Annotated in this window: 21 protein-coding genes; 11 read left to right on the top strand and 10 right to left on the bottom strand. The window is 68.7% G+C overall.

The features are described from left to right. Positions 1–31: 31 nt before the first annotated feature. The 4 genes from E0H45_RS00855 to E0H45_RS00840 all read left to right on the top strand — a co-directional run bounded on the left by E0H45_RS00855 (position 32) and on the right by E0H45_RS00840 (position 4689). Positions 32–853 carry an aminoglycoside phosphotransferase family protein gene (locus E0H45_RS00855; protein ID WP_202872159.1) on the top strand — a complete coding sequence of 274 codons (822 nt, stop codon included), beginning with the start codon at positions 32–34 and terminating at the stop codon, positions 851–853. Between the two features lie 132 nt (positions 854–985). Beyond that, on the top strand, positions 986–1651 hold the full coding sequence (locus E0H45_RS00850) for a DUF4097 family beta strand repeat-containing protein (protein ID WP_131334349.1): 666 nt from the start codon (positions 986–988) through the stop codon (positions 1649–1651). Between the two features lie 32 nt (positions 1652–1683). Next, positions 1684–2916, top strand: a complete 1233-nt coding sequence (locus tag E0H45_RS00845) for a serine hydrolase domain-containing protein (RefSeq protein ID WP_131334348.1) — start codon at positions 1684–1686, stop codon at positions 2914–2916. Between the two features lie 27 nt (positions 2917–2943). Next, entirely contained in the window at positions 2944–4689 is a 1746-nt protein-coding gene (locus E0H45_RS00840; RefSeq protein WP_131334347.1) for an HNH endonuclease signature motif containing protein, read from the top strand. A gap of 42 nt (positions 4690–4731) precedes the next feature. Here the strand turns inward: E0H45_RS00840 and E0H45_RS00835 are convergent, their stop codons facing one another. The 4 genes from E0H45_RS00835 to E0H45_RS00820 all read right to left on the bottom strand — a co-directional run bounded on the left by E0H45_RS00835 (position 4732) and on the right by E0H45_RS00820 (position 10679). Continuing rightward, on the bottom strand, positions 4732–5955 hold the full coding sequence (locus tag E0H45_RS00835) for a M20/M25/M40 family metallo-hydrolase (RefSeq protein WP_131334346.1): 1224 nt from the start codon (positions 5953–5955) through the stop codon (positions 4732–4734). Continuing rightward, positions 5949–6803: a phosphotransferase family protein gene (locus E0H45_RS00830; protein ID WP_131334345.1), complete on the bottom strand. Its 855-nt coding sequence runs from the start codon at positions 6801–6803 to the stop codon at positions 5949–5951. The genes E0H45_RS00835 and E0H45_RS00830 overlap by 7 nt, the downstream gene beginning before the upstream one ends. Further along, the gene (gene aspS, locus E0H45_RS00825) at positions 6803–8092 is read right to left on the bottom strand and encodes an aspartate--tRNA(Asn) ligase (RefSeq protein ID WP_131334344.1); all 1290 of its coding nucleotides are present in this window, start codon (positions 8090–8092) and stop codon (positions 6803–6805) included. The genes E0H45_RS00830 and aspS overlap by 1 nt, the downstream gene beginning before the upstream one ends. Positions 8093–8351: 259 nt before the next feature. Continuing rightward, positions 8352–10679: a sigma-70 family RNA polymerase sigma factor gene (locus E0H45_RS00820; protein ID WP_131334343.1), complete on the bottom strand. Its 2328-nt coding sequence runs from the start codon at positions 10677–10679 to the stop codon at positions 8352–8354. Between the two features lie 272 nt (positions 10680–10951). Here E0H45_RS00820 and E0H45_RS00815 point away from each other — a divergent pair, with 272 nt between their 5' ends. Continuing rightward, positions 10952–11764 carry a hypothetical protein gene (locus E0H45_RS00815; RefSeq protein ID WP_131334342.1) on the top strand — a complete coding sequence of 271 codons (813 nt, stop codon included), beginning with the start codon at positions 10952–10954 and terminating at the stop codon, positions 11762–11764. A gap of 60 nt (positions 11765–11824) precedes the next feature. Here the strand turns inward: E0H45_RS00815 and E0H45_RS00810 are convergent, their stop codons facing one another. Next, positions 11825–12850 carry a D-alanine--D-alanine ligase family protein gene (locus E0H45_RS00810; RefSeq protein ID WP_131334341.1) on the bottom strand — a complete coding sequence of 342 codons (1026 nt, stop codon included), beginning with the start codon at positions 12848–12850 and terminating at the stop codon, positions 11825–11827. 99 nt (positions 12851–12949) lie between these two features. Between E0H45_RS00810 and E0H45_RS00805 the strand changes: the two genes are divergently transcribed. The 4 genes from E0H45_RS00805 to rsrA all read left to right on the top strand — a co-directional run bounded on the left by E0H45_RS00805 (position 12950) and on the right by rsrA (position 15448). Next, on the top strand, positions 12950–13735 hold the full coding sequence (locus E0H45_RS00805) for an SOS response-associated peptidase (protein WP_131334340.1): 786 nt from the start codon (positions 12950–12952) through the stop codon (positions 13733–13735). A gap of 36 nt (positions 13736–13771) precedes the next feature. Next, the gene (locus E0H45_RS00800; RefSeq protein ID WP_131334339.1) at positions 13772–14413 is read left to right on the top strand and encodes an alpha/beta hydrolase family protein; all 642 of its coding nucleotides are present in this window, start codon (positions 13772–13774) and stop codon (positions 14411–14413) included. A gap of 112 nt (positions 14414–14525) precedes the next feature. Continuing rightward, a complete protein-coding gene (locus E0H45_RS00795; protein WP_131334338.1) occupies positions 14526–15173 on the top strand; it encodes a sigma-70 family RNA polymerase sigma factor in 648 nt (215 codons plus the stop codon). Further along, positions 15170–15448 (top strand): mycothiol system anti-sigma-R factor, encoded by a 279-nt coding sequence (gene rsrA / locus E0H45_RS00790; protein WP_131334337.1) that lies wholly within the window; start codon positions 15170–15172, stop codon positions 15446–15448. Before E0H45_RS00795 ends, rsrA begins: the two co-directional genes overlap by 4 nt. A gap of 15 nt (positions 15449–15463) precedes the next feature. On the opposite strand, the gene E0H45_RS00785 is transcribed toward rsrA, so the two are convergent. Together E0H45_RS00785 and E0H45_RS43820 are read right to left on the bottom strand one after the other, a co-directional pair. Continuing rightward, on the bottom strand, positions 15464–17920 hold the full coding sequence (locus E0H45_RS00785; protein WP_131334336.1) for an XRE family transcriptional regulator: 2457 nt from the start codon (positions 17918–17920) through the stop codon (positions 15464–15466). Between the two features lie 296 nt (positions 17921–18216). Next, on the bottom strand, positions 18217–18291 hold the full coding sequence (locus E0H45_RS43820; RefSeq protein WP_369759046.1) for a 50S ribosomal protein bL37: 75 nt from the start codon (positions 18289–18291) through the stop codon (positions 18217–18219). 364 nt (positions 18292–18655) lie between these two features. Here E0H45_RS43820 and E0H45_RS00780 point away from each other — a divergent pair, with 364 nt between their 5' ends. Then, complete coding sequence (locus E0H45_RS00780; RefSeq protein WP_238154726.1) at positions 18656–20008, top strand: HD-GYP domain-containing protein; 1353 nt, start codon at positions 18656–18658, stop codon at positions 20006–20008. After that, entirely contained in the window at positions 20005–21288 is a 1284-nt protein-coding gene (locus tag E0H45_RS00775; protein ID WP_238154723.1) for an HD-GYP domain-containing protein, read from the top strand. Before E0H45_RS00780 ends, E0H45_RS00775 begins: the two co-directional genes overlap by 4 nt. Here E0H45_RS00775 and E0H45_RS00770 read toward each other — a convergent pair. From E0H45_RS00770 to E0H45_RS00760, 3 genes are all read right to left on the bottom strand, one after another. Further along, positions 21250–21915, bottom strand: coding sequence for a DUF5317 domain-containing protein (locus tag E0H45_RS00770; RefSeq protein ID WP_238154722.1), 666 nt, complete (start codon positions 21913–21915; stop codon positions 21250–21252). The two genes, E0H45_RS00775 and E0H45_RS00770, sit on opposite strands and share 39 nt — an antisense overlap. Before the next feature lie 117 nt (positions 21916–22032). Beyond that, on the bottom strand, positions 22033–23688 hold the full coding sequence (gene mctP / locus E0H45_RS00765; protein ID WP_238154720.1) for a monocarboxylate uptake permease MctP: 1656 nt from the start codon (positions 23686–23688) through the stop codon (positions 22033–22035). Further along, on the bottom strand, positions 23685–23972 hold the full coding sequence (locus tag E0H45_RS00760; RefSeq protein WP_131334335.1) for a DUF3311 domain-containing protein: 288 nt from the start codon (positions 23970–23972) through the stop codon (positions 23685–23687). Before E0H45_RS00760 ends, mctP begins: the two co-directional genes overlap by 4 nt. Between the last annotated feature and the right edge of the window lie 28 nt (positions 23973–24000).

Here is a 24000-nt window from a genome sequence, read left to right as displayed (position 1 = left end):
ACGCGTCTGACGGTCCATGGACGAGGAACTCGTGCGGACCCTGTTGAAAGAGCAGCACCCGGACCTTGCTGACCTGGAGCTGAAGGAGATCGTCGGCGGCTGGGGCAACCAGATGTGGCGCCTGGGCGATGACCTGGCCGTCAGAATGCCCCGCGGGAACCAGGGCCCCGAACCCCTCCGCAGAGAACACCAGTGGCTGCCGAGCCTCGCCGCCCAGCTCCCGCTGCCCGTCCCGACACCACTCCACCTCTGTGACCCGTCCGACGCCTTCCCGCGGACGTGGATGATCACCACCTGGGTGCACGGCGAACCCGCGGACCATGCGCCGATCACGGATCCGGCCGCTGCCGACGTACTCGCGGACTTCCTGAAGGCGCTGCACACCGAGCCGCCGGCCGGCGCGCCGGTGAGCGAACGCAGCACGCTCGCGCCGAGCCCAGGCTGGGACGAGGTACAGGCGCACCTCGGCCGCGCCGACGAGATCCGTGCGGTCTGGGACGACGCGATCTCGGCACCCAAGTGGGACGGGGCGCCGGTGTGGCTGCACGGCGACCTGCACCCGGCGAACGTGGTCGTTGCCGACGGCATGCTCACCGGCGTCGTGGACTTCGAGGAGATCGGCGCCGGTGAGCCGGCCAGCGACCTCGCGGCCGCCTGGATCCTGCTCCCGGAGCCGGAGCGTTTCCTCGACGCCTACGGAGCCGACGAGGCGACGGTACGACGAGCTCGCGGCTGGGCCCTGACGCGCGCACTGTTCCTGATCGCCATGGGCATCAACGGGGAAAAGGGCATCCCGGGCGGGAAGACCCACTGGGGCCCGATCGGGCACGCGGCCCTCGACCGACTGCTCTGACCGGCCGCGTCAGCGGCGGTGTCTTGTAGCGGTGTCAGTAGCCGTGTCAGGGCCGCGGCGGTCCGGTGTCAGGACGGACCTGGATCTTGGTGTTTGTCAGCAACGCCAAGCACACACCAGGAAGGCACCACCATGCCGACGTACAGCACCCCCGAGCCGATCTCCGCAGTCCTGAACATCCCCGCCGGACGGATCCAGCTTGCCGCCGACCGGGCCGACACCACCGTCGAGGTGCTCCCCGTGGACCCCACGAAGAGCCGCGACGTGAAGGCCGTCGAGCGGACCACGGTCGAGTTCGCCGACGGCGTCCTGCGGATCGCGGTCGTCACGAAGAACGAGTACTTCGGACCCTCCGGAGCCGTCGCAGTGACGGTACAGCTGCCGGCCGGTTCCCACGCCGAGGTGAAGGCTGCCAGCGCCGATCTCCGGGCGACCGGACGCTTCGGCGATGTCGTCATCGAGAGCGCTCAGGGTCCGATCGACCTCGCCGACGTGGCGAGCGCCCGGATCAAGAGCTCCGCCAGTGACGTGTCCGTCGGCCGCCTCAACGGTCCCGCAGACATCCGCACCAGCAAGGGCGACATCCGGATCGCCGAGGCCGTCCGCGGCGCCGTCGTACTGCGCACCGAGGTCGGCGAGGTGGAGATCGTCGCCGCCGCCGGAGTCTCGGCCACGCTGGACGCCGGCACCGCCACCGGCCGGATCAACAACGCGCTCAAGAACAGCGAGGGCGCAGGCGCCGAGCTCACGATCCGCGCGACCACCTCGGTCGGCGACATCGTCGCCCGTAGTCTCTAACCTGAACGTTTCAATCAAAGGAGCACACCACGATGTCAACGACTCCCTCCGGCTTCACCGAGGCCGGGTTGCGCCGACTGCACGACGTACTGGCCCGGCACGTCGACTCCGGGAAGATCCCCGGCGTCGTCGCCCTGGTCAGCCGCGGCGACGGTGAGCCGTACGTCGAGACGCTCGGGACGCTGCGTCACGAGGGCGGCGCGCCGATGCAGCGGGACACGATCTTCCGGATGGCCTCGACGTCCAAGCCGGTCTCGGTGTCGGCGGCGATGGTGCTGCTCGACGAGTGCCGGCTGCGGCTCGACGACACGATCGAGCCGTGGCTGCCCGAGCTGGCCGGCCGTCAGGTGCTGAAGCGGATCGACAGCCAGGTGGACGACACCGTGCCGGCCAAGCGCCCGATCACCGTCCGGGACGTGCTGACCTCCACGTTCGGGCTCGGCATGGACATGACGATGATCGGTACGCCGATCATGGCCGCCCTGTTCGAGCAGGGCATCACGCCCAACGGGCCGGTGCCGATGCCGGAGCAGGACGAGTGGATGAAGCGCCTCGGCACGCTGCCGCTGATGTACCAGCCGGGCGAGCGCTGGCAGTACCAGATCAGCAGCGACCTGATCGGCGTCCTCGTCTCCCGGGTCACCGGTCAGTCGTACGACGAGTTCCTGCAGGAGCGGATCTTCGGGCCGCTGGGTATGAAGGACACCGGGTTCTCCGTTCCCGCCGATCAGCTGCACCGGCTGCCACCGCTGTACGCGCCGGACCCGGCGACCGGTGAGTTCCAGGTGTGGGACGAGGCCGAGGGCGGCCGGCACAGCGCTCCGCCGGCCTTCCAGGGCGGTGGCGGCGGGCTGAACTCCACCGCCGACGACTACCACGCCTACTTCCGGATGCTGCTGAACCACGGCGTACACCAGGGCGAGCGGATCCTCTCCCGGCCGGCGGTGGAGCTGATGACCACCAACAGCCTCACGGCCGAGCAGTTGGCGGCCCGGGAGACGCTGGCCAGGGACAACGTGCACATCTCGTTCGGCCAGGGTCAGCAGGGCGGCTGGGGCTTCGGGATGGCCGTGCGCACCTACCGGGGCGACTACGCGCCGATCGGCCAGTTCGGCTGGGACGGCGGCGCCGGTACGTCGACGTACGCGGACCCGGTCCACCAGGTCACCGGCATCCTGCTCACCCAGGTCGGTACGACCGTGCCGTCCTCGGTCCAGCTCATGAACGACTTCTGGACCACGCTCTACCAGGCCCTCGAGGACTGAGTCGCCAGGTCTCGGCCGGGCTGCGCGATGGTGCAGCCCTGGCCGTGGCCGCGGGACGATTTGGCTCGGCGGTTATTCGAACGTATGATCGATTGCATGAGTGAGTGTCCGGTCGATCGGCCAGCCGACGAGGCCAGCGGCCCGTTGGGGGCGTCGGTCGGACCTGCGCTGTCTGTCGTGCCTGGTGTGGCGGGAGCAGCAATTGCGGATGAGGCAGGTCGGGGTGACGACGAGCACTGGGATGCCGCGTTCCTCGCGTTGGTCGACCGGGTGCGCACTGATGCGCGGCTCGCAGCTCGGCATGGACTGCTCGGCCGGTATGACGAAGAGGACGACCCTGAGCGCGGTGTCGGGTTGTTCGAGGCGGTTGCGTTCCAGGACACGTCTGAGTTGAGCGATTCGGGCTGGTTGAATCGGCAGGAGGCGATCGGCCGGTTGGAGGCGCGGCTGGCCGCGATGAAGGCAGAGGCGACCGCTGGGTACGAGGCCTCGTTGCATGGTGCGTCAGCCGACCTTGGTCACCGCTACCCCGAGCCTGGAGACAGAGCAGCTGCTCCTGGGGAGCGACGTTGGGTGGCAGGGGATCTGCGGTCGACTGCCGATGAGCTCGCGTTGGTGTGGCAGATGCACAGGGGCGCTGCGATGGCGCGGATTCATACGTCGTGCGAATTGGTGCACAATTTTCCGGCGACGTTGCGGGCGCTGGAGGTGGGGCAGCTGACCGAGCGGGCCGCGTTCACGATCGTGCGGGAGTTGTCGGTCCTGGAGGAGCCGGAAGCGAGGCGTGCGGCCGAGACGGCGGTGCTGGAGTGGGCCGGGAAGCATCCGTTGCAGAAGGTGAAGCAGGAAGCGCAGCGGGAGGCCGCTCGGCGTTCGCCGGACGCGCGGAGCAAGTCACATGCGCGGGCGATGGATGAGCGGTCGGTGCGGATCTTTCCGAGCAGTGACGGTACGGCTGAGCTGATCCATACCCAGGACGCTTTGGATGCGGGCGCGGTGATGAACAGTCTTACTCGCGCGGCGGCGTACCGGCGTCGTCACGGCGACCCCCGCTCCATGGATCAGCTGCGCGCCGACATCGCCCTGGACCGGCTCCTCCCCCGCACCAAGACCGGTAGCCACGCCGGATCGCAGACCCATCCCGCCGACGAGCCGGTCGATGAGAGTTCGGCCGTCGACGCGGCCGCAGAGACCGTCGACCAGGACGTCTGCGATCTGCGCGACGAATCCGCCATCGGCGCGGAGGCGAGTGTCGTCATCCACGCGACCGGCGCCGAGATCCGCGCCCTGATCAACGGCGAGAACAGCACCGGCGGGACCGCCGAACACTACGGGCCGATTCCTCAAGAATCCCTGCGCAAGCACCTCACACGAACCCTCGCCCGCAACCTCCTCGGAAAGCTCGGGCGCTCGGCTCGGTCCCACCTCGATGTCCGCATTACCGACGAACCGCCGCCCGGCAATTCAGACACCTATACACCCGGCGCGGCCGTCGATCGCTTCGTTCGACTGCGCGATCGCACCTGCCAGTTCCCTGGCTGCAACCGTCCGGCCGAGTTCGCCGATCTCGACCACCGCGTCGCCTTCGCGGCCGGTGGTCGCACCACCACAGACAATCTCCACTGCCTCTGCCGACATCATCACCGCCTGAAGCACGAAGGCGGATGGACGGTCGAACCGAACCGCGACGGCACTACCACCTGGACCGGCCCCACCGGCAGGCGTTACCGCACGCCCTCGCCTGAATCTGACGACCTGCCAGGGACTGCCTGACCGACCCTTGAGGGTCGACCGGATGCTTCCGGTGAGTTCGCGTTATGAGCAGCGGCGCACGGTGAGTAAGGCGTACGTGCGTGCGGCATGCAGCACGTCCGAGAGCACCACGTGCTCGTCGGCGGCATGCGCGTACCTCACGTCTCCAGGTCCGTACTGCAGGGTGGGGATGCCCGCTGCGGCGTATTGGCGTAGATCTGAGCCGTACGGCGCTCCCTTGACCGCTGGAACCGGGCCGCCCGCGTCGGTCACTGCCTGAAGGGTGTCGGCGAGGAGGGGGTCGCCTTCGGGGAGCAGGCCTGAGGCGAACTCGCCGCCCGGCCAGCTGACCGCAACGGGGTGCTCGTGCATCCAGTCGTCCTTCGCGCAAGCCTCTGCGATCGCGGTCTCGAAGGCGGTCCGTGCGTCGGCGAGTGATTCACCGAGGCGTACGCCGTATCTGCCCTCGGCGATCAGGTGGTCGGGGACGGTGCTCGCCCAGTCGCCGGCCGCGATGGTGCCGACCGACAGCGGGTTGGCGAGGTCGAGATGGGCGAGCAGTGGATGCGGGTCCCGGTTGCGCTCGCGTTCGAGCTCCTGCAGCGCGGCCTGGATCACGGTGAACTTCTCGATCGCACTCACCCCGCGGCTGCGGGTCGAACCGTGGGTGGCGAGTCCCGGCACCTCCAAGCGGAAGGTCAGCGAGCCTGCGTTCGCTGGGATCACCGTGCCTGCGGTGGGTTCCGCGATCAGGCAGGCCTCGCCGCGATGGCCGCGGCGCAGGGTCGCGAACGCGCCGACGCCGCCGTCCTCCTCGCCGATCACGGTGTGCACCGCCAACGGTTTCCGCAACCGAATGCCCGCGGCAACGATCGCCGCCACCGCGCCGAGGATCGCCGCGACACCGCCCTTCATGTCACAGGTCCCGCGGCCCCACATCACGCCGTCCTCGATCCGGGCGTCGAACGTGCCACCCGGAACCACATCGACATGCCCGTTGAGAATCAGCCCCGGCCTCGCATCGCCGCCCAGTACGCCGACACAGCCCCACGCCTCGTCGCGCTCGACTTCCATCCCGGGGAACTCCGGATCGTCGGGCGCCAACTCGAGCCGCCAGTGATCGACGGCCAGCCCCAGCGCCTCCAACCGCGCAGCACACCACGCCTGTACGTCGATCTCGGCCGCGGTCCCGTCCACGCTCGGGATCTGCACCAGCTCCCGCAATTCCGCAACGATCCGCTCGTCGTCGATCGCATCGAGAACGGCCAGCTCCACCTCGTTCAGCATGCGCCCATCATCTCGAGCAGCCGCCGGCCGCCGTGATTCACCCGCTCCTGCGAGTACGTCGTACGCTCGTGGACGAACTCCGCGACGCTCGCGAACGCCGCCGCCGCGCACACCGCGACCGCGGCGCGCCCATTCGCTCGCAGTGCCGCCTCGAGGAACAGTTCGTCGACGCCGGCCTCCGCACCGTCCCGTGCCGCGGACGTCGCCAGCCCGACGAGGTCGTACGCGCGCGCCCCGCCGCCGGCTGCCTCGATATCCACGATCCCGGTGATCCGCCCGTCGGCCACGAGCAGATTGCCCATGTTCAGATCCCCGTGCACGAAGTCGTGGCGGGGGAGCTCCTCGTCTCGATACGGGCGACAGAGTTCGCCGTACCGTTCGAGGAGCTCGGCGGCCTCACCGTCGTACGCCTGCACTCGCTCCCACACGCCGTCCCAGCCGTCGAAGACGACGCCGCTCGACCAGCCCGACCAGGTCACCTCGTGATTCTCCGGGAGCAGGTCCCGCTGGAGCTCACAGATCTCGATCAGCTGCCGTGCCAGTGCGTCGTCCAACGTCGGTGGGCTGCCGGGGACGAGCTCCTGCAGTTGGTACGGCGACCCGGCGGCGGTCGTGCCGACGGCAAGCCAGGCCGGCGTGGGATAGCCGACGGCACGCGCCCGGCGGACGAGCTCGGCCGCCTTCCGGACGCGTGGTGCCCACCCGGGGTTGTCGGTCCATTTCAGGACCACGCCGCCGGTCAGCTCGTACGCAGTCGACTGCAGACCACCGGTCAGTTGCCGCACGAGCTGATACTTGGTGCCGAGGGCAACGTTCAGCTCGGCGACAACCGACTCGGTGGTGTCCATCAGGGCGTCAGCCGGTGCAGGTCGCGGGGGAACAGCGTGACCTCGCGGACGTTCTCCGCCCCGGTCAGTCGCGCCACGAACCGCTCCAGCCCGATCGCGAACCCGCCGTGCGGCGGCATCCCGTGCTTGAACGCCTGCAGGTACGAGCTGTACGCCGGAGCGTCCGCCGACTCGCCGCGCGCCGCGAGGGCCGCGACGTAGTCGGAGTACCTGTGCAGGCGCTGGCCGCCGGTGACCAGCTCGACCCCGCGGAACAGGAGGTCGAACGAGTTCGACCACCGCGGGTCCGACGGCTGCGGATGCGTGTAGAACGGCCGCTTCACCATCGGGTAGCCCTCGACCGCGACGAAGTCGCTGCCGTGCTCACGCAGCGCCCACTCGCCGATAGCGCGCTCGTCCGCGGGCGCGAGGTCCGGCTCCTCCGGGTCCGCCCCGGCGATCTTCAGCGCCTCGCTGAAGTGCACCACCGGTACGTCGACCGGGATCTCCGGCACCGTCACCCCGAGACGCTCCAACGCCCCACCCGCTCGCGTACCCACCGCCGACAACATCTCGGCGATCACGGAACGCAGTACGGCGAGAACGTCGCGATGGTCGGTGATGAAGCCGAACTCCGCGTCCAGCGACACGTACTCGGCCAGGTGCCGGACCGTGTCGTGCGGCTCGGCCCGGAACACCGGACCGACCTCGAAGACCCGCTCGAACACGCCGACCATCGTCTGCTTGTAGAACTGCGGCGACTGCGCCAGGTACGCCGGACCGCCGAAGTAGTCCAGCGCGAACACGTTCGCCCCGGACTCGGTCGCCGTACCGACGATCTTCGGCGTCTGGATCTCCGTGAAGCCCTGACCGTCCAGCGCGGACCGGAACCCGTGCAGGGCGGCCGCGGCGATCTCCCACCCGGCCCGCACCGCCGGGTGTCGCAGCGCGACCGGTGCGTTGTCGAGGACGACGGGCAGCCCGGCGCCGACCGTCGGACGCCACAGCTCGATCGGCGGCGTCGCGGCCGGCTCGGTCAGCGGCTCGATCACCGGGTCGACGATCTCGGCGCCACCGGGAGCCTGCGGGTTGGCGGCGACCGTACCGGTCACCTGGACCACGGTCTCCTCACCGAGTTCGTCCAGCTGTGCTTGGGTCTCCGGCGCCTTCACGACGATCTGGCTGAGGCCGGACCGGTCGCGCAGGATCAGGAAACTGACGGCGGCGAGCCGTCGTCTTCGGTGCACCCAGCCGGCCACCGTAACGGTCTGGCCTACTGCTGAGGGGATCTCATGGCTGAGAATTCGCATCGCTGTTTTCACCTCCAGGTCTACATCCGAACCCCGGAGGTGTGGGCGAAGGGGAATCTCGCGGTGCCACCACACCTTCACCGGACCACGCCCTACGGCTCGGTCCGGCCTCTTGCACAACAGTCGCTCAGGAGTGTCTTCACGACCGCTCCACGTTTCGCCTTCCCAGCTACCGGCGACTCTCTCTGACGTGGCGTACGGCGTTACTTGGTTCCCTCAACGCGAACACCACCAGGATAGGCGACCCGGCAACCCCATTTCACCGCCGGGAGGTTGAGGGCGGGATCTGGGCGGTGTCGGTGTCTTCGCGGCCGCCTACCCGTGCGTGGACGGTGATGGCGTTACTGGAGCCGTTGCCGGGGAGCCAGGCGTTCCACTCGGAGTTCAGCGGCTTCTTGTAGTTCGTCGTCGTGCAGGTCGCGCGGCGGATGTCGCTGGTCCGCTCGCAGGTCCAGCCCTGGGCGTACGACGGCAGGAAGGTCAGGTTGCGTCCCCACGAGATGTCGAGAGTCACCGTCCGCCCTTGTGCGCCGTTGACCTTCAGGAACCGGTTGTAGACGAACGGGTTCGGGTCGGTCTGCGGCGTCGGCGTGAGGATCTGCAGCAGCGACTCGTCCTGCTGGAGCGCAGGCAGCACATCGGAGTCGGTGTCGCTGACCAGGTCCGCGGTCGCCGCGACGGTGAACGTCCGCGCCGCATCCGACGACTTGTCCGGTACGTCGAAGTCCGCCGCCAGCGGAGCGGGCTTGTCCGGGTTGGTCGCCGTACACGTCTTGGTCGACTTGGAGCACTTCCAGCCGGCCGGGGTCGCCGCGATCGGCCACTCCAGCGCCTCGCCGTACATGAGCTTCAGCGTGACGCTCTTGCGGTTGGTGCGCGGGGCAACGGTCAGGATGCGGTGGTGGACGTCCGGATCGGCCTTGCCGTCGAGGATCTTCAGCAGGTTCTCGTCGGTGGTCGGCTTCGCGTCGACGGTCGCCGAGTCGTCGTCGTACAGCCGGCCGGTCTTCGCCGAGACGGTGAAGGTGCGACCGGCGGTCGAGCCGCCGGTCGGGGAGTCGAACGTGATTGCCAGCGGTTTCGGGTTCGCCGGGTCGCTCGCCGTACACGAGCCGGACGCCTGGGTGCAGGTCCAGCCGGCCGGGTTGGACTTCAGCGGCCACTCGAGCTCGGCGCCGTACTTGAGCCCGATCACGACCGGATTCGCGTTCCCGGCCGGGGTCTTGATCGTGATCACGAACCGTACGCCGGCGGTGCGCGCCTCGGCCTGCGCCGACCGGGGCTGCGGCGCCGGGGTCTCATCGAGCACCGGGTTGCCGCCGCCCTGCGGGATGCTGATCGTCACCAGACCCTCGTCGAGCACCGGAGTGGTCGGGGTCGGCTTGGGCGGCGTCGGCGTACTCGGAGGCGGCGTCGGGACCGTCGGCGTCGGCGTGACACTGGGCTGCGTCGGAGCGGTAGTCGGGGCGGTCGTGGTCGGAGCCGTCGTCGGCGCGCTCGTCGGAGCCTGCGTCGGGTTGGACGCCGGCGGCTTGGCCGACGGCGGTTTCACCGGCGGCTTGACCGGCGGAACGGTGGGCTTCTGCGCGGGCGGCTGGGTCGGCTGCTGCGTCGGCTGCGTCGACGGCTGGTTGATCGCGGCCGGGGGAGTGTCGTTGCCGGTCAGCGCCATCGCGGCGAGTACGGCGGCGATCGCGACGACCACGACCGCGCCGCCGCTGACTGCCGCCCGGGTGCTGTTCTCGGTGGCCTTCTTCCAGCCGGTGACGAAGAAGCCGACCAGGCCGACCTTGGCGCCCGAAGCGGCGGCCAGGTAGCCGATGCCCGCGGTGCCCAGCAGGGCCGGGGCGAGCAGCGCCGGCAGCGCGCTGTTGACCTCGACGAGCTCGAGGTACACCGCGGTGCACTTCGCGCAGTCGTCCATGTGCTCGCGGACGTTCCGGTTCTCGCGCTTGGTGAGGCCGCCGCGGACGTACGCGCCGAGGCGCTCGGTCGTCCAGCGGCAGCGATCTCCGGCGACATCGGCCAGGTGCTGCTGCAGGTACGCCTGCCGCAGGCCCTCGCGGGCCCGGTAGGCGAGCGCGGACACGCCGTTCGCGGTCAGGCCGAGCAGGGGAGCGATCGCGGCCGGCTTCTCACCCTCGACCTCGGTGTGCCAGAGCACCGCCTGCCAGCGTTCCGGCAGGCTGGCGAACGCCTTCGCAGCCGCGCCGCTCTCGAATCCGGTGACGGTCGGGTCGTCGAAGGTCTCCGGCTCCCGCTCGTACGACGCGATGTCGTCGGTGGTCTGCACCTTCCTCCCGGAGCGGATCCGGTCGACGTGCACCCGCCGTACGGTCGTCAGCAGATAGGCGCGGAAGGAGACGTCCGGCCCACCGCCGGCCCGGAGCGCGTCCAGGACCTTGGCGAACGCGTCACTGGCCAGGTCGTCGGCGTCGTTGGCCGGGACCAGCTGGCGGGCCATCCGCTCGGCGGCGTGGTGGTGCCGCGCGTACAGCTCGCCGTACGCCTCGAGGTCGCCGTTGCGAACGCTCGCGATCAGCTCGGCGTCGCTCAGCGGATCGGGCTGGCCGTCCGGCGTCTCCATCCATCTCCCCCGTGGGCTCTGACAACTCTGTGTGCAGCTTTGTGACTAACCGTCACGTGCTGCCGGGAACAAGGTTCCCAGATAGGACGGTCGAGCGCACGTTTCCTGACGCGGAACTGTGCTCCTTTCCTTACGAGAACGCCAGGGCCGAAGTTACGCCCGAAAAAAGTTCTGCGAATCCGCGTCATGAACTCCGTCCAGCTCTGTCTCATCGCCGTACGACGCTTCCGGCCGACCGGTCGGGAGACTGACGGGGCTATTCGAGGAGGGCCATGTCGCTGTTCGCGGACATCCGCAGACGGTTCGACCTGCGTCCGGCCAAGTCCCTGAACCTGGCGGGGTCGCCCGCCCGGACCCGGCCGGAAGTGTCGTCCCCAGATCAACCGCGCGGCCGGAGGGAGCCGCACGGCACAGCTGGCATCGACCACAGCGCCTATCTCGCGATTGCCGAGGCGCTTCGGGACGGTGCCGATGTCGTGCCTGCATCGGACGAGACCGGACGCCGCCTCGCGGCCGACGGGATCTCGCTGGTGGAGGCACTTGATGGGCTGAGTGCGCTGTACCGCTCGATCGCCGGGGGCGAGCCGGCTTTCGCCGCGGTACGCGCACTCAGTTCCAGCTGGGCCGAGGCGTCCCTGGTCTACCTGCACTCGCTGTCCTGCGAGGACCCGCTGACCGGGCTGTCCAGCCTGGCGCACCTGCGGTCCCGGCTCGGCGAGCTCTACCGAGAGGCGGAACTCCGTGGAACTTCCGTACCGCAAACCCACGCACTGGTGGTTGTCGAACCGCTCCATCCCGCGGGTACGTCGCCGTTCGACCGCGAGCTCACGCTCGTCGACGTCGCGGAGTGCCTGCGGATCGTCTTCTGCGGCGGTGACGTACTGGGCCGCGTCGGCGCACGCCGCGCGGCGGCGCTCGTCGGCCGCGAGCCGAACCTGCCGGAGCAGGTCGCGACGGTACGAGCCCTGATCACCCAGTGGCGGCTGGACACCGACGTACCCCAGCTCGCCCGGATCTGGATCGAGGGACTGCCCGGTAGCGACGAGATGGCCGGGAGGTTGCTCGACGAGCTGGCCAGAACCTGAGGCTTGCGTCCGGACGCCTACAGGGGGGCGGCCGGGCGCATCAGTCCGGCGGCGGATCGCCTAACACGGGGTGGGCGATCCGCCGCCGCTTGCCGTCAGCAACCGGTCGACGAGTTCGCCGTACGTGATCCCCGCGCCCTTCGCGGCGACCGGGACGAGACTGCCCGGCGTGAGCCCGGGCAGTGCGTTGACCTCCAGGCAGTACGGCGTACCGGCGGCATCGCAGCGGAAGTCGACCCGGGAGTACGTCGTACCGAACCCGAGGGCTCGATGCGCTCCGATCGCGAGCTCCTGCAACCGCTCGGCGAAGTGTCCGGGGATGTCGGCGGGGGAGACCTCCCGCACCGCACCCGGCTGGTACTTCGCCTCGTAGTCGAACACGGCCGTGGTCAGCTCGATCTCCACCACCGGCAGCGCCGTCGCACCGATCACCGCGACGGTGAACTCCCGGCCGCTCAGGAACGGCTCGACGAGCAGCTCGCCCTCGGTCGGCAGCCCGTCCAGCGAGTCGACCTTGCGGACGGCCACGCTCGATCCGTCAGCGACTGGCTTCACCACCACCGGTCCGCTCGCCAGCAGCTGCTTGACCCCGATCGGCGGCTCAGGTTGCTCAGCGGGGTTGTAGAGCACCCGCGCCGGCACCGGGATCCCGGCGGCTTCGAGCACTGCCTGGCAACGGCCCTTGTGCCAGGCAACGGCGCAGACGTCATGGCCCGCACCGGTGAACGGGATGCCCGCCAGCTCGAGCAATGCCTGGACGTGCCCGTCCTCTCCCCAGCCGCCGTGCAGTGCGATGAAGACCCGATCGGCCCGCCGCAGCTGCTCCAGGGCGGGTCCGCCGGTGAGAGCGGCGTACATCCGCTGGCGCAGCAGGGCACGGTCCGTCGGCGCCGGGGGCTCCTTCGGCACGGGTACGACGGAATCGCCGGCCGGCACGGGATCAGCCAGCACCGGTTCCTCCGCGGCCGGATCGATCAGCACCACGTCATGACCGCGACCGGCGAGGGCCTGGGCCACCGCCCAGCCGGACGAACGCGACACATCGCGCTCCGAACTCTCGCCACCGCACAGCACCGCGACTCGCACGTCGTCTCCTCCTACTGCTGGTAGCTGTCCGCGGGAAGGCGTACGCCGCCCTGCGGTTTGACGCAGCAGACGCCGAGAAGTTCGGCCTAGGCTGTCGGTATGTGCGGTAGGTATGCGTCCAGCCGGGAGCCGTCCGATCTCGTTGCGGAGTTCGAGATCGAGGCGGGCAACGTGCGAGAGACGGTCGAGGAGCTCGGCGAGAACTACAACGTCGCGCCGACCAACCAGGTGGTCGCGGTGGTCGAGCGGAAGAATCGCGAGCAGCCCGACGAGACGATCCGGAAGCTCACCACGGTCAAGTGGGGGCTGGTGCCGTCCTGGGCCAAGGACACCTCGATCGGCTCGCGGCTCATCAACGCCCGGATGGAGACGGTCGCGGAGAAGCCCGCCTTCAAGAAGGCGTTCGCCACCCGCCGCTGCATCCTGCCCGCGGACGGCTACTACGAGTGGTACACCGCCGAGGAGAAGGTGAACGGCAAGCCGGTCAAGCAGCCGTACTTCATCCACCCGCCGGACGGCAGCATCCTGTCGATGGCGGGGCTGTACGAGATCTGGCGGGACAAGTCGGTCGAGGACCCGGACAAGGACGAGGCCTGGCTCTGGACCTGCACCGTGCTGACCACATCGGCCACCGACGACCTCGGCCGCATCCACGACCGGATGCCGCTCCTGGTCGAGCGCGAGCGGTACGACGCCTGGCTGGACCCGCTGTCCTCGGACACCGACGACGTGCTCGAACTCCTCGTCCCCGCCGCACCCGGCCGCCTCGAGGCGTACGCCGTGTCGAAGGCGGTCAGCTCGGTGAAGAACAACGGCCCGCACCTGCTCGATCCGCTGCCGCCCGACGGCGAGGACCCGCAGGACAGCCCGACCACTCTCTTCTGAGTTTCGTGCCCGCTCTTCACCGGTCGTGATGACAGGATGGGCCGGGTGACCGACGAACGGATTGTGGCGACGCCGCACGGAGAGGCCCGGATCGTGGCGCACCGCGCCCGCCGCCCGGTGGCGACGCTCGCCCTGGGGCACGGCGCCGGGGCCGGGATCGAGTCGGGTGACCTGGCCGCACTGGCCGCCCGGCTGCCGAAGCAGGACATCAACGTGTTCCTGATCGAGCAGCCCTGGCGGCGCGCCGGCCGCAAGCTGGCGCCCGCCCCGAAGGCGCTCGACGAGGCGTGGATCGCGATCATCGGGCAGCTCCGGGTCCGGACGCCGCTGGTGATCGGCGGCCGGAGCGCGGGCGCGCGGGTCGCCTGCCGCACCGCGAGCAGTCTGGGCGCTTCCGGCGTACTGGCGATGGCGTTTCCGCTGCACGCGCCGGGGAAGCCGGAGAAGTCGCGCGTCGACGAGCTCCAGGCGGCCGGGCTGCCGACGCTGGTCGTGCAGGGGGAGCGGGATCCGTTCGGTACGCCGGAGGAGTTCCCGCCGCTCACCGAGATGGCCGTGGTGCCGGACGCCGACCATTCCTTCAAGGTGCCGAAGCGGGCCGAGCTGGACCAGCAGGAGACGTACGACCTGCTGATCGAAGCCGTGTTCGAATGGGTGAGCCGCGAGGTGTCCGGATAGCGGCGCGCCGGGCGGGAATGCCCCCGCTGCCGGGCGTGTTGTGACGAACATGATGGCGACGAGAGTGGCTCCGGAGCGAACTGCTGGGAAGACCCCGGTATTCTCGATCCCGATGCCGACTCCCACCACGACCGAGACACCCGAGCAGCGCACCGCGCGGTTCGAGCGCGAAGCGCTGCCCTTCCTGGACCAGATGTACGCCGCGGCGATGCGGATGACCCGTAATCCGTCGGACGCCGAGGACCTGGTGCAGGACACCTTTGCGAAGGCGTACAGCTCGTTCCACCAGTTCACGCCGGGCACCAACCTGAAGGCGTGGCTGTACCGGATCCTGACCAACACGTTCATCAACGGATACCGGAAGCGGCAGCGTCAGCCGACGCAGTCGCCGACCGAGGAGATCGAGGACTGGCAGCTCACCGCCGCCGAGTCGCACACTCCCGGTGGGCTGAAGTCGGCCGAGGCGGTCGCCCTCGAGCACCTGCCCGATTCCGACGTCAAGTCGGCGCTGCAGGCCATCCCGGAGGACTTCCGGCTGGCCGTGTACCTGGCCGATGTCGAGGGCTTTGCGTACAAGGAAATCGCCGAGATCATGGGCACACCGGTCGGCACCGTGATGTCACGGCTGCACCGCGGCCGGCGCCAGCTGCGTGAGCTGCTCGGCGACTACGCCCGGGACCGCGGCCTGATCCCGGCGGACGACAGCACGGACGCGGCCGCGTCGAGCACCGACGAAGCTGCGGAGAAGGAGGAGTCGTGAGCTGCGGCGAGCACCACGACGTCGACTGCGGAGAGATCCTGCAACGGGTCTACGTCTTCATCGACAACGAACTCGAGGACGCCAGTACCGACGAGATCCGCCAGCACCTCGAAGAGTGCGCCCCCTGCCTCGACGAGTACGACCTGGAACGCTGCGTCAAGAAGCTGGTCCACCGCTCCTGCGGCTCCGACCACGCCCCCGACGCCCTCCGCCAGAAAATCCTCCTCCGCCTGACCCAAATCCAAATCGAAACCACCATCACGACGACGGACTGAGTTACCGCTAACCGCCTAGGTGGTCTGCGGATCTCTGTAACTGTAGGGCTGTGGCTGTTCCCGGCGGGCGACATCGAGTAATTCCCTGGCGGCGATCTCCAAATGCGGTGACAGGTCGTGCAGGATCTCGATGGAGTCCTGGAGATAGCGGGCGGCGGCGGTGAACTGACCCGCCGCGAGGCCGATCCTGCCGAGCTCGAGGGTGAAATACCCGAGGCGTACGCGATTGCCCAGCGGGCGGATCAGGTCGATGGCTTCTTCGACGGTCTCGTGAGCCTTCCGGTACTCGCCTCGAAGGGCGAAAACCGCGGCCAGGTGCTGCAGCGCCTGCGATTGCAGCTCCTTGTTCTTGCCGCGCCGGGCAACCTCCAAGCCCTGGAGGATCGGCTCGAGGGCGTCGTCCGTGCGGCCGACCAGCAGGTGTGAGAAGCCCGTGCTGAGGTATCTCTTCGCGACCGACCGTAGGTCTCCGGATGCCTCGGCCAGCGCGATGCCGCGCCGATAGGCATCGTCGGCCAGGGCGTAGTCTCCATTGCGGTCGTAGAGACCACCGAGTGCGAGATACGAAACACCTTCCACCGTGGTGTCGGCGAGCTGGCGGCTGATCTCCAGACCTTCGGTCGCGAGTTCGATGGCCTCCACCACACGGTCGAGTCTGCCGAGGACATGGGCGGCTGACGTGCAGCACCGGGCCTGACCGTGGAGGTCCGGGATCGCCCGGAACAGCTCCAGGGCACGCAGCAGGTGGTTCGCGGCGGCTTCGAGGCTGCCGGTCTCGACTTCCGGAATGGCGCTGTCGTGCTCCAGCCAGGCCGCCATCAACTGCAGCCCGGACGTCTCGGCGACCCCGAGTGCGGCACGGCACATCTCACCCATTTCCACCCATCGCGATCGGTACTCGTGGTAACCGAACAGCGCCAGTGTGAGCTCGGGAATGATCAGCGCCGTGGCCAGCCCGGACGCGATCGCCTGGTGATAGCGATCCATCAGATTACGGTGCTCGGCATCGAGCCAACCGGCGGCCGATTCGGCGCTTGTTGTTGCAGGCAACGGTGAGAAGGGCGTCGTCGCCATGGCGATGCGAGGGCTGGTCGGATGGCTCCTGCTCTGGACCGCCCAGGCGAAATCGGCGTAGAAGCGCAGGACGCGTTCGAGGACGGCGTCGCGTTGATCCTGATCGAGCGTGTCGTCGCTGCGTTCGCGCCCGAACGCGCGGATCAGATCGTGGAAGCGGTAGCGTTCCGGCGCCACCGCCTCCATCAGATTCAGGTCGACCAGACGGTCGAGGATCGCCTCCGTCCGATGGGCCGGGAGCTCCAGGATGCTTGCGGCGACGGCAACGACCAGGTCGGAGCCGTCCGGAATGCTGAGCAGGGCAAGGGATCGAGCAGCCTCGCGGTCGAGCGGACGCTCGCTGTGCTCGAGAAAGTCCACCGAGCTGGTGATGCTGGCGCGGACACCGGTCTCGTCCGAGCCGAAGCTGTCGAGCCGGCGCTCCTCGTCCTCGAGGAGCGTGACGAGGTGCTGGATGGGCCAGTTCGGCCTGGCCGTCAGCCGGCCTCCGATCAGGCGGACGGCGAGTGGCAGGCGACCCGAGATACCGGCCAGACTCTTCGCCGCCTGCGGCTCGGCCGCAATCCGTGCCTCGCCGACGACTCCGGACAGGAGCTCGACGGACTCCGCCTCCGAGAGCGCGTCGAGATGGATCTGCCGGGCGCCGGGCAAGGTCGCCAACGATCCGCGGCTGGTGATGATCACAGCCGACCCTGAACTCCCGGGCAGCAACGGCAGCACCTGCGAGGCGTCGGCGGCGTTGTCCAGCAGCACGAGCATCCGGCGGCCGGCGAGCCGGGACCGGAGCAGGCCGGCAGCTTCCTCCACATCGGCGGGAACGCGTTGCGGGTCCGCTCCCAGGGAACGCAGAAGTTGTCGCTGAGCGTCCGCGACGGACATCGGATCGCCCGGTCCGTAGCCGCGGAGATTGAGGTAGAGGTGGCCGTCCGGGTAGCTGTCGGTCAGCTTGTGCGCGGCTTGGACGGCAAGCGTCGTCTTACCGATGCCACCCATCCCGGTGACCGCGACCAGGCCGACCGGTCCGGTCCCGGTGAGGTTCCGCAGCACGGACAGGATGGCGTCGAGCTGGGCGGCGCGGCCGGTGAAGTCCCGTGCGGCCGGAGGTAGTTGCCATGGCACCAGAGAGGCGTCGGCGGTCGCAGACGGCTCGGGCCTCCTGGGTGCACCGGACTGCTTGCCCTTGCCGCGGGCAACGGAGAGGAACTGGTCGGCTTCGGTGGGTGTAAGGGCGAGGGCTGCGGTGAGCGAGCGGACCGTGTCGATGCGTGGGCGGCTGCGAGTGCCGCGTTCGAGCACGCTGATGGCCTGCTCACTGAGGCCGGCCTTCTCGGCGAGAGCGGCCTGGGTGAGGCCGGCGCGGATGCGGAAGGTGCGGAGGAGCTCGCTCAGCGTTGGCATCGCCGACTCGCTCAACGTCCTCACCCTCCTCGGACCCAGGCCCGATATCGGTCAGTACCGGAAACCTCCGGGCCCAACTCTAGGGGGATCCGCGGACGCCCGTCGGCCGTTGTCCACAGCGTCGGTCGAGAAGGCCACCGAATGCTAAACGGTCGTTTGAAAGATAGCATTCAGTATGCGATTGGGAACTCTCCGAATACAGAACCTCTGATAAAGGTGGTCTGCTGTAAAGCTGTGACCAAATCGCAAAGACCCCGGATTTCTCCGAGGTCCTCGCTGTCTGTAGCCGCCAACGGTCAGGCGTTCGGGCGCTTGCCGTGGTTTGCGCCCTTCTTCTTGCGTGCGCGGCGCTTCCGGCCGGTCTTTCCCATTCCAAAGCCTCCTTGAAACAACTGCAAAGAGTCACAGTCTCTCATATCCGGCCGGTCTTCGCTTGTCCTACGGGTAGGTCACGCTCTGGCTTACAGTGTTTCGGCGCAGTCGGTCTGAGCAAAAATACTGAAGAGTCAGCGACGTGCTGTCTGCCCCCCTGCGCCCTGTCGATCTGCGGGGCGTAAGACTGCGAGCGCTGAACGGAGGTGTGACATGTCTGGTGACGGTTGGGACTGGTAGTCCGCTCACGGAACTGCCCCGTTGCAGTGCCCTATCCCTACGAGTGTTGGGTGAAGGAGTTCCGTGGCTACTAGCGGTTGGGACTGGTAGTCCGATGATCGCTGTACGGGTAGCGTTGCGCCCGTGAATCGGCGCGTGCTGCTTCAGCTGGTGGTGGTCGTGACAACGATCACGGCTGTGGTCATTCTGGGCTTCGCCGTGGCGAATGCCCGGGTCGACGCACCCGCTGTGTGCCTTGGTCTCCTGATGCTTGCCGGAACCGTGCTCCGGCCTCGCGTTGGGCAGATTTACCGAACTTCCCTCGACTATGTCGTTGTCATCGCCCTGTATCTCCTGTCCGGTGTCAGCTCCGCGATCCTGGTCGGTGCGGTCGGCGCGCTGGGTCAGGACCGGCGGCATCCGTTGCAGAAGAAGATCTTCAACGGCGCCCAGTCCGTGATTTGTGCTGCGGCCGGTGGCGCGGTGTTCAACCTCGCCGGCGGACCGAGCGGCGACGACGTGCTGCGGCACCCCTGGGATGCCGTGTGGAGCACCACCGCTGCCAATGCCACCTGGCTCGTTGTCAACGCGCTGCTGCTGTGTGTCGTGCTCTCGCTCGAGCCCGGAGATCCGACCCCGCTCGCGTTCCTTCGCAAGGTCGCTCTGCCGACCTCGCCCTCGCTGCTCGGCTACGGCCTCCTCGGCCTGCTGCTTGCCGTCGCCTGGTTGTCCGGACTGAATTTCCTGTCCGTTCTGCTGATCTTCATCCCGCTGTACGTCAGCCGCTGGGCGTTGTCGCAGTACGAGGCCGAGCGCCGTGCGCAGGCGGCGACGATGCGGGCCTTCATCCAGGTGATCGAGACCAAGGATCTCTACACCCGTGGACATTCCGAGCGGGTGAGCGAAGGCGTCGGCATGCTGGGCCGCCAACTGCGGCTTCCCGAGGACAGACAGCAGGCACTCGAGCACGCCGGGTTGCTGCACGACGTCGGGAAGGTCGGCGTACCGACCAGCATCATTCAGAAACCCGGGCGCCTGGACGACTCCGAGATGGATGCGATCCGGCTGCACCCGGCGCGCGGCGTCGAGTTGATCGGGAACATCCCGTTCCTCGAGGAAGTGAAGTCCGCTGTCCTGCATCACCATGAGAAGTACGACGGGACGGGTTACCCGGCCGGCCTCAGTGGCGACAACATTCCGTACTTCGCGCGGATCATCGGGATCGTCGACGCGTTCGACTCGCTGACCTCGACCCGGTCGTACCGGCCGGCCCGCGACGTCGAGGAGACGCTGGACATCCTGATCCACGACCGGTACTCGCATTTCGACCCGGAGCTGGTGGACGCGTTCGTCGAGGTCATCCGGGCCCGCGGCTGGAAGACGGCGGCCGACCAGCCGGCGCCGGACGGCTCCGTGACGGTCGCGATCGATCACGACGACCTCAGTCTCGGCAGCGGCGGCGGTGCGTCCGGTAACGCGGCAGGACCTGCTTCATGACCGGGAACGCCATGACCGAGGGGCTGGAGCTCCGGCGGATGGGGAGCGGCGTCGTCATCGTCGCGACCGGCGGTGCGTTGGCGCTGATCGCGATCGTGCTGACGGCTCGGCACGGTGTCACCGAGTGGCAGTACGCGCTGGTGTTCGGGGTCCTGATCGCGGTGGGCGAGATGGTGCAGTTCCGCGTCGACAGGATTCGCAACCGCGCCCCGATCGCGACCAGCGCCGCGCTCGCGTACGCCGTACTGCGTGGGCCCGCGGTCGGCGTTCCTCCGGAGGTCGCCCAGATCATCGCCGTCACGGCGGTCGCGACGGCGGCCGGGATCGTGCCGCGGGCGATCGCCGGCCTGTGGTGGGACATCGTCGTGTCGTGCCGCCGTGGCATCTCGGTGGCCTGTGCGGCGGTCGCCTTCGCCGTGCTGACGACCCCGGACCTCGTCTGGACCGGCCGCTGGCAGGAAGCGATCTGGATCGCCGGGGCCATGCTGGCCGCCGTGCTGAGCGCAGGCATCAGTGACGCGTTGATCGGTGCCGGACAGGCAACAGAGCGCTACAACCGCCCGTTTCCGGCGGCGCTTCGTGATGAGTTGAGTGTCATGACGAGGATCGGGCTGGCGATGGGCATCACCGGGATGCTGCTGGCCGCGGCGACGGCGTTGCTCGGACTCTGGGGTCCTCCGGTCGTCCTCGTGCCGTTGTTGCTGACGCAGTTCGCGTTTCGGCGGTACTCGTCGGCGCAGCGGACGTATCGGGCGACGGTGCGGTCGATGGCTCGGAGTACGGAGATTGCCGGGTTCAGTAGTCCGGGGCAGAATGCGCGGACGGCGGCGTTGGCGGTGGCTATCGGCAACGATCTGGGGCTGACACCGGCGCGGATGGAGGCGCTGGAGTACGCCGCTCTGCTGTCGGGCGTCGGACAGTTGGCGTTGGCGGATCCCAGTCCTGGCGGTGCGTCGCTGCTCCGGACGCGGGAGGAGCGGCAGCGGGCCGCGGAGATCGGGGCGTCGGTCATCGAGCGGTCCGGCGTACTGGATCATGTCGCGGAGATCGTTCGGCACTCCAACGATCCGTACCGGCACGGGCGGGCGAACAACTCGGCCATCCCGGTGGAGAGCGGCATCGTGAACGTTGCCCTGGCCTACGAACAGCTCGTCGGCGAGGGGTCGGGACAGTCGCCGGACAAGGCGATGGAGTCGATCGGGCTGGGGATCGGCGCGGAGTACGACCCGGTCGTGGTCGAGTCACTCCGCCGGATCGTCGGCCGCGGCTTTCGGTTCTGAAAGCGCAGTCGGTTCTGACAGCTCCTGGCTCGCTTTCGGCGACAGGTGGAGCAGGGCCGGCGTACCGGCGCACGGTTCCAGTTCGGCCCAGATCGGGGCGGTCGTGGCCGGCACGCGGCCCGAGCCGCCCATCCCGGCGTACAGCAGCAGACCGGCGCCGGCGGCTATCAGTACGTCGCCTGGGCTGATCGCCTGCCCCAGACCGGGAAGCGCGACCGGTACGACGTCGCCGAGCCAGGGCAGTCGCGTCGCGGCGCCGGAGATCTCGTGTCGTGGATCGGTCACGCCTGCGCCGCTGACCCCGGCGCGCGCCAACGCGTTCAGCGACACCGGCATGGCGCCGTTCAACGCGACGACGACGGCGTTGCTGAAGAATCCCAGCGCCGTCAGGCCGACGCCCGGATGCCGCAGGTTCATCCGCAGGAAGACCGCGATGCAGACCGCCGACCCGATCAGGCCGACCGGGTACGCCGTACCGCCGAAGAGGGACCCGAGGAGCTGCCCGATCGCCGCCGCGGCCAGCCAGTGCACGCCGGTCAAGGTGTTGTCGGCCAATCGGCCGAACCGTCCGCCGGTCGCGACCGCCGCCCCGGCAGCGAGCACCATGACGAGGAGGACCAGCAGCACGTGTGCGATTCTGCCGAATCAACGGCCCGAAACCGGGCAAGCTGACCCCGCAGCGTGTCGACTTAACCGCAAAAGGTAACGGCGGCCCGGAACCTCCGGGCCGCCGTCCCTAACGCCTCAAGACTTGGCGGTTGCCGCCCCGCCGTCGTCGAGGATCTCCGGCAGGTCCTTCACACCCGGGTCGCCGCGGTCCGCGACGAAGTCGGTCGGGTGCGTGCTGTCCTTGCCGTCCGGCACCTTCAGCGCCCGGAACAGGAACGTCAGCGCGATCACGACGACCAGGTTCAGCACGAACGCGGTCAGCGCGATGTAGGCCGGCGTCTCGGTGCCCGGGATGTTCGCGATCGAACCACCGAAGTGCTTCTTGGTCGCCGGGTTCACCACGTTGTACGCCGAGATCGTCCCGAACAGCATCGCCACCGCCCAGCCGGCCAGCAGCGCGTAGCGGTGGAACCAGCGGGTGTACAGACCGACCACGATCGCCGGGAACGTCTGCAGGATCCAGATCCCGCCGAGCAGCTGCAGGTTCAGCGCGACCGTCTTGTCCATCCCGAGCACGAACACCAGCGCCCCGACCTTCACCAGCAGCGAGGCGAGCTTGGAGACCTTGGCCTCCTGCGCCGGCGTCGCGTCCTTCTTGATGAAGTCGCGGTAGATGTTGCGGGTGAACAGGTTGGCCGCCGCGATCGACATGATGGCCGCCGGCACCAGCGCGCCGACCGCGATCGCCGCGAACGCGATCCCCGCGAACCAGGACGGGAACTCCTGGTCGAACAGCCGCGGGATCGCCAGCTGCGGGTTCGCCAGGCCGTCCAGGCCCTTCACGTTGACGTTCGCCTTGATCGCCATGAAGCCGAGCAGGGCGAGCAGACCCAGCAGCAGCGAGTACGCCGGGAGCAGTGTCGCGTTCCGCCGTACGACGTTCCGCGTCTTGGTGGACAGCACCGCCGTCACCGAGTGCGGGTACATGAACAGCGCCATCGCAGATCCCAGTGCCAGCGTCCAGTACGACACGTAGCCGGCCTCGCCCGGGATGAACGTCCCGGTCGGCTTGCCCGTCGCCGGGTTCGGCTTGGCCAGCTTCTCCTGCGCTGCACCGAAGATCGAGTCCCAGCCGCCGAGCACGTGCGGCAGGTAGAAGATCGCGACCAGGATCACCAGGTAGATCAGGATGTCCTTGACGAACGCGATCATCGCCGGTGCGCGCAGACCGGAGGAGTACGTGTACGCCGCCAGCACCGCGAACGCGATCAGCAACGGCAGGTCCTTGGCGAGCGTGTTGTTGCCGCCCAGACCCATCGTCTCGAACACCGCCTGCATACCCACGAGCTGCAGCGCGATGTACGGCATCGTGGCCAGGATGCCCGTCACGGCCACCGCCAGTGACAGCGCCTTGCTGCCGTAGCGGCCACCGACGAAGTCCGCCGGCGTCACGTACCCGTGCCGGTGCGAGACCGACCACAGCCGGGCCATGAACATGAACACGATCGGGTAGGCGACGATCGTGTACGGCACCGCGAAGAAGCCGCTGATCGCACCGGTCGCGTACATGGCCGCGGGGACCGCGATGAACGTGTACGCCGTGTACAGGTCGCCGCCCAGCAGGAACCAGGTGATGAACGTGCCGAAGCTGCGCCCGCCCAGACCCCACTCGTCGAGGTTGTCCAGATGGCCGGCGCTCCGCCAGCGGGACGCCATGAAGCCCATGACCGTGACACCGCCGAAGATGACGACGACGATGATCAGCTGCACCCAGTCGACCGTGGTGTTCACTGGTCACCCTCCTTCGCCGCACCGGCGTCCGGCGCCTCGGGGTCACCAAGTCCCTGGGCCGCTCGCCGCCTGCGCTCCTCGGTGCGGAGCAGCTTGTAACTGATGCTGACCAGGATCGCGGAGAGGAAGACCCACATCAGCTGGTACCAGTAGAAGAACGGGAAACCCCACAGGTGCGGGTCCACCTTGGCGTACGTCGGCACCAGCAGCGGTACGACGACAGCCACCACCAGAAGCACACCGGAGATCCAGTACGCGGGTTTGACCGCGGACAATCGGGACACTGCAAACCTCCTCGGGACACAGGCGCAA

The organism is Kribbella soli, from assembly GCF_004331345.1.
GTDB classification, from domain to species: domain Bacteria; phylum Actinomycetota; class Actinomycetes; order Propionibacteriales; family Kribbellaceae; genus Kribbella; species Kribbella soli.
The sequence above is the reverse complement of the archived record's forward strand: the minus strand, read 5'-3'. Positions and strand labels throughout refer to the sequence as shown.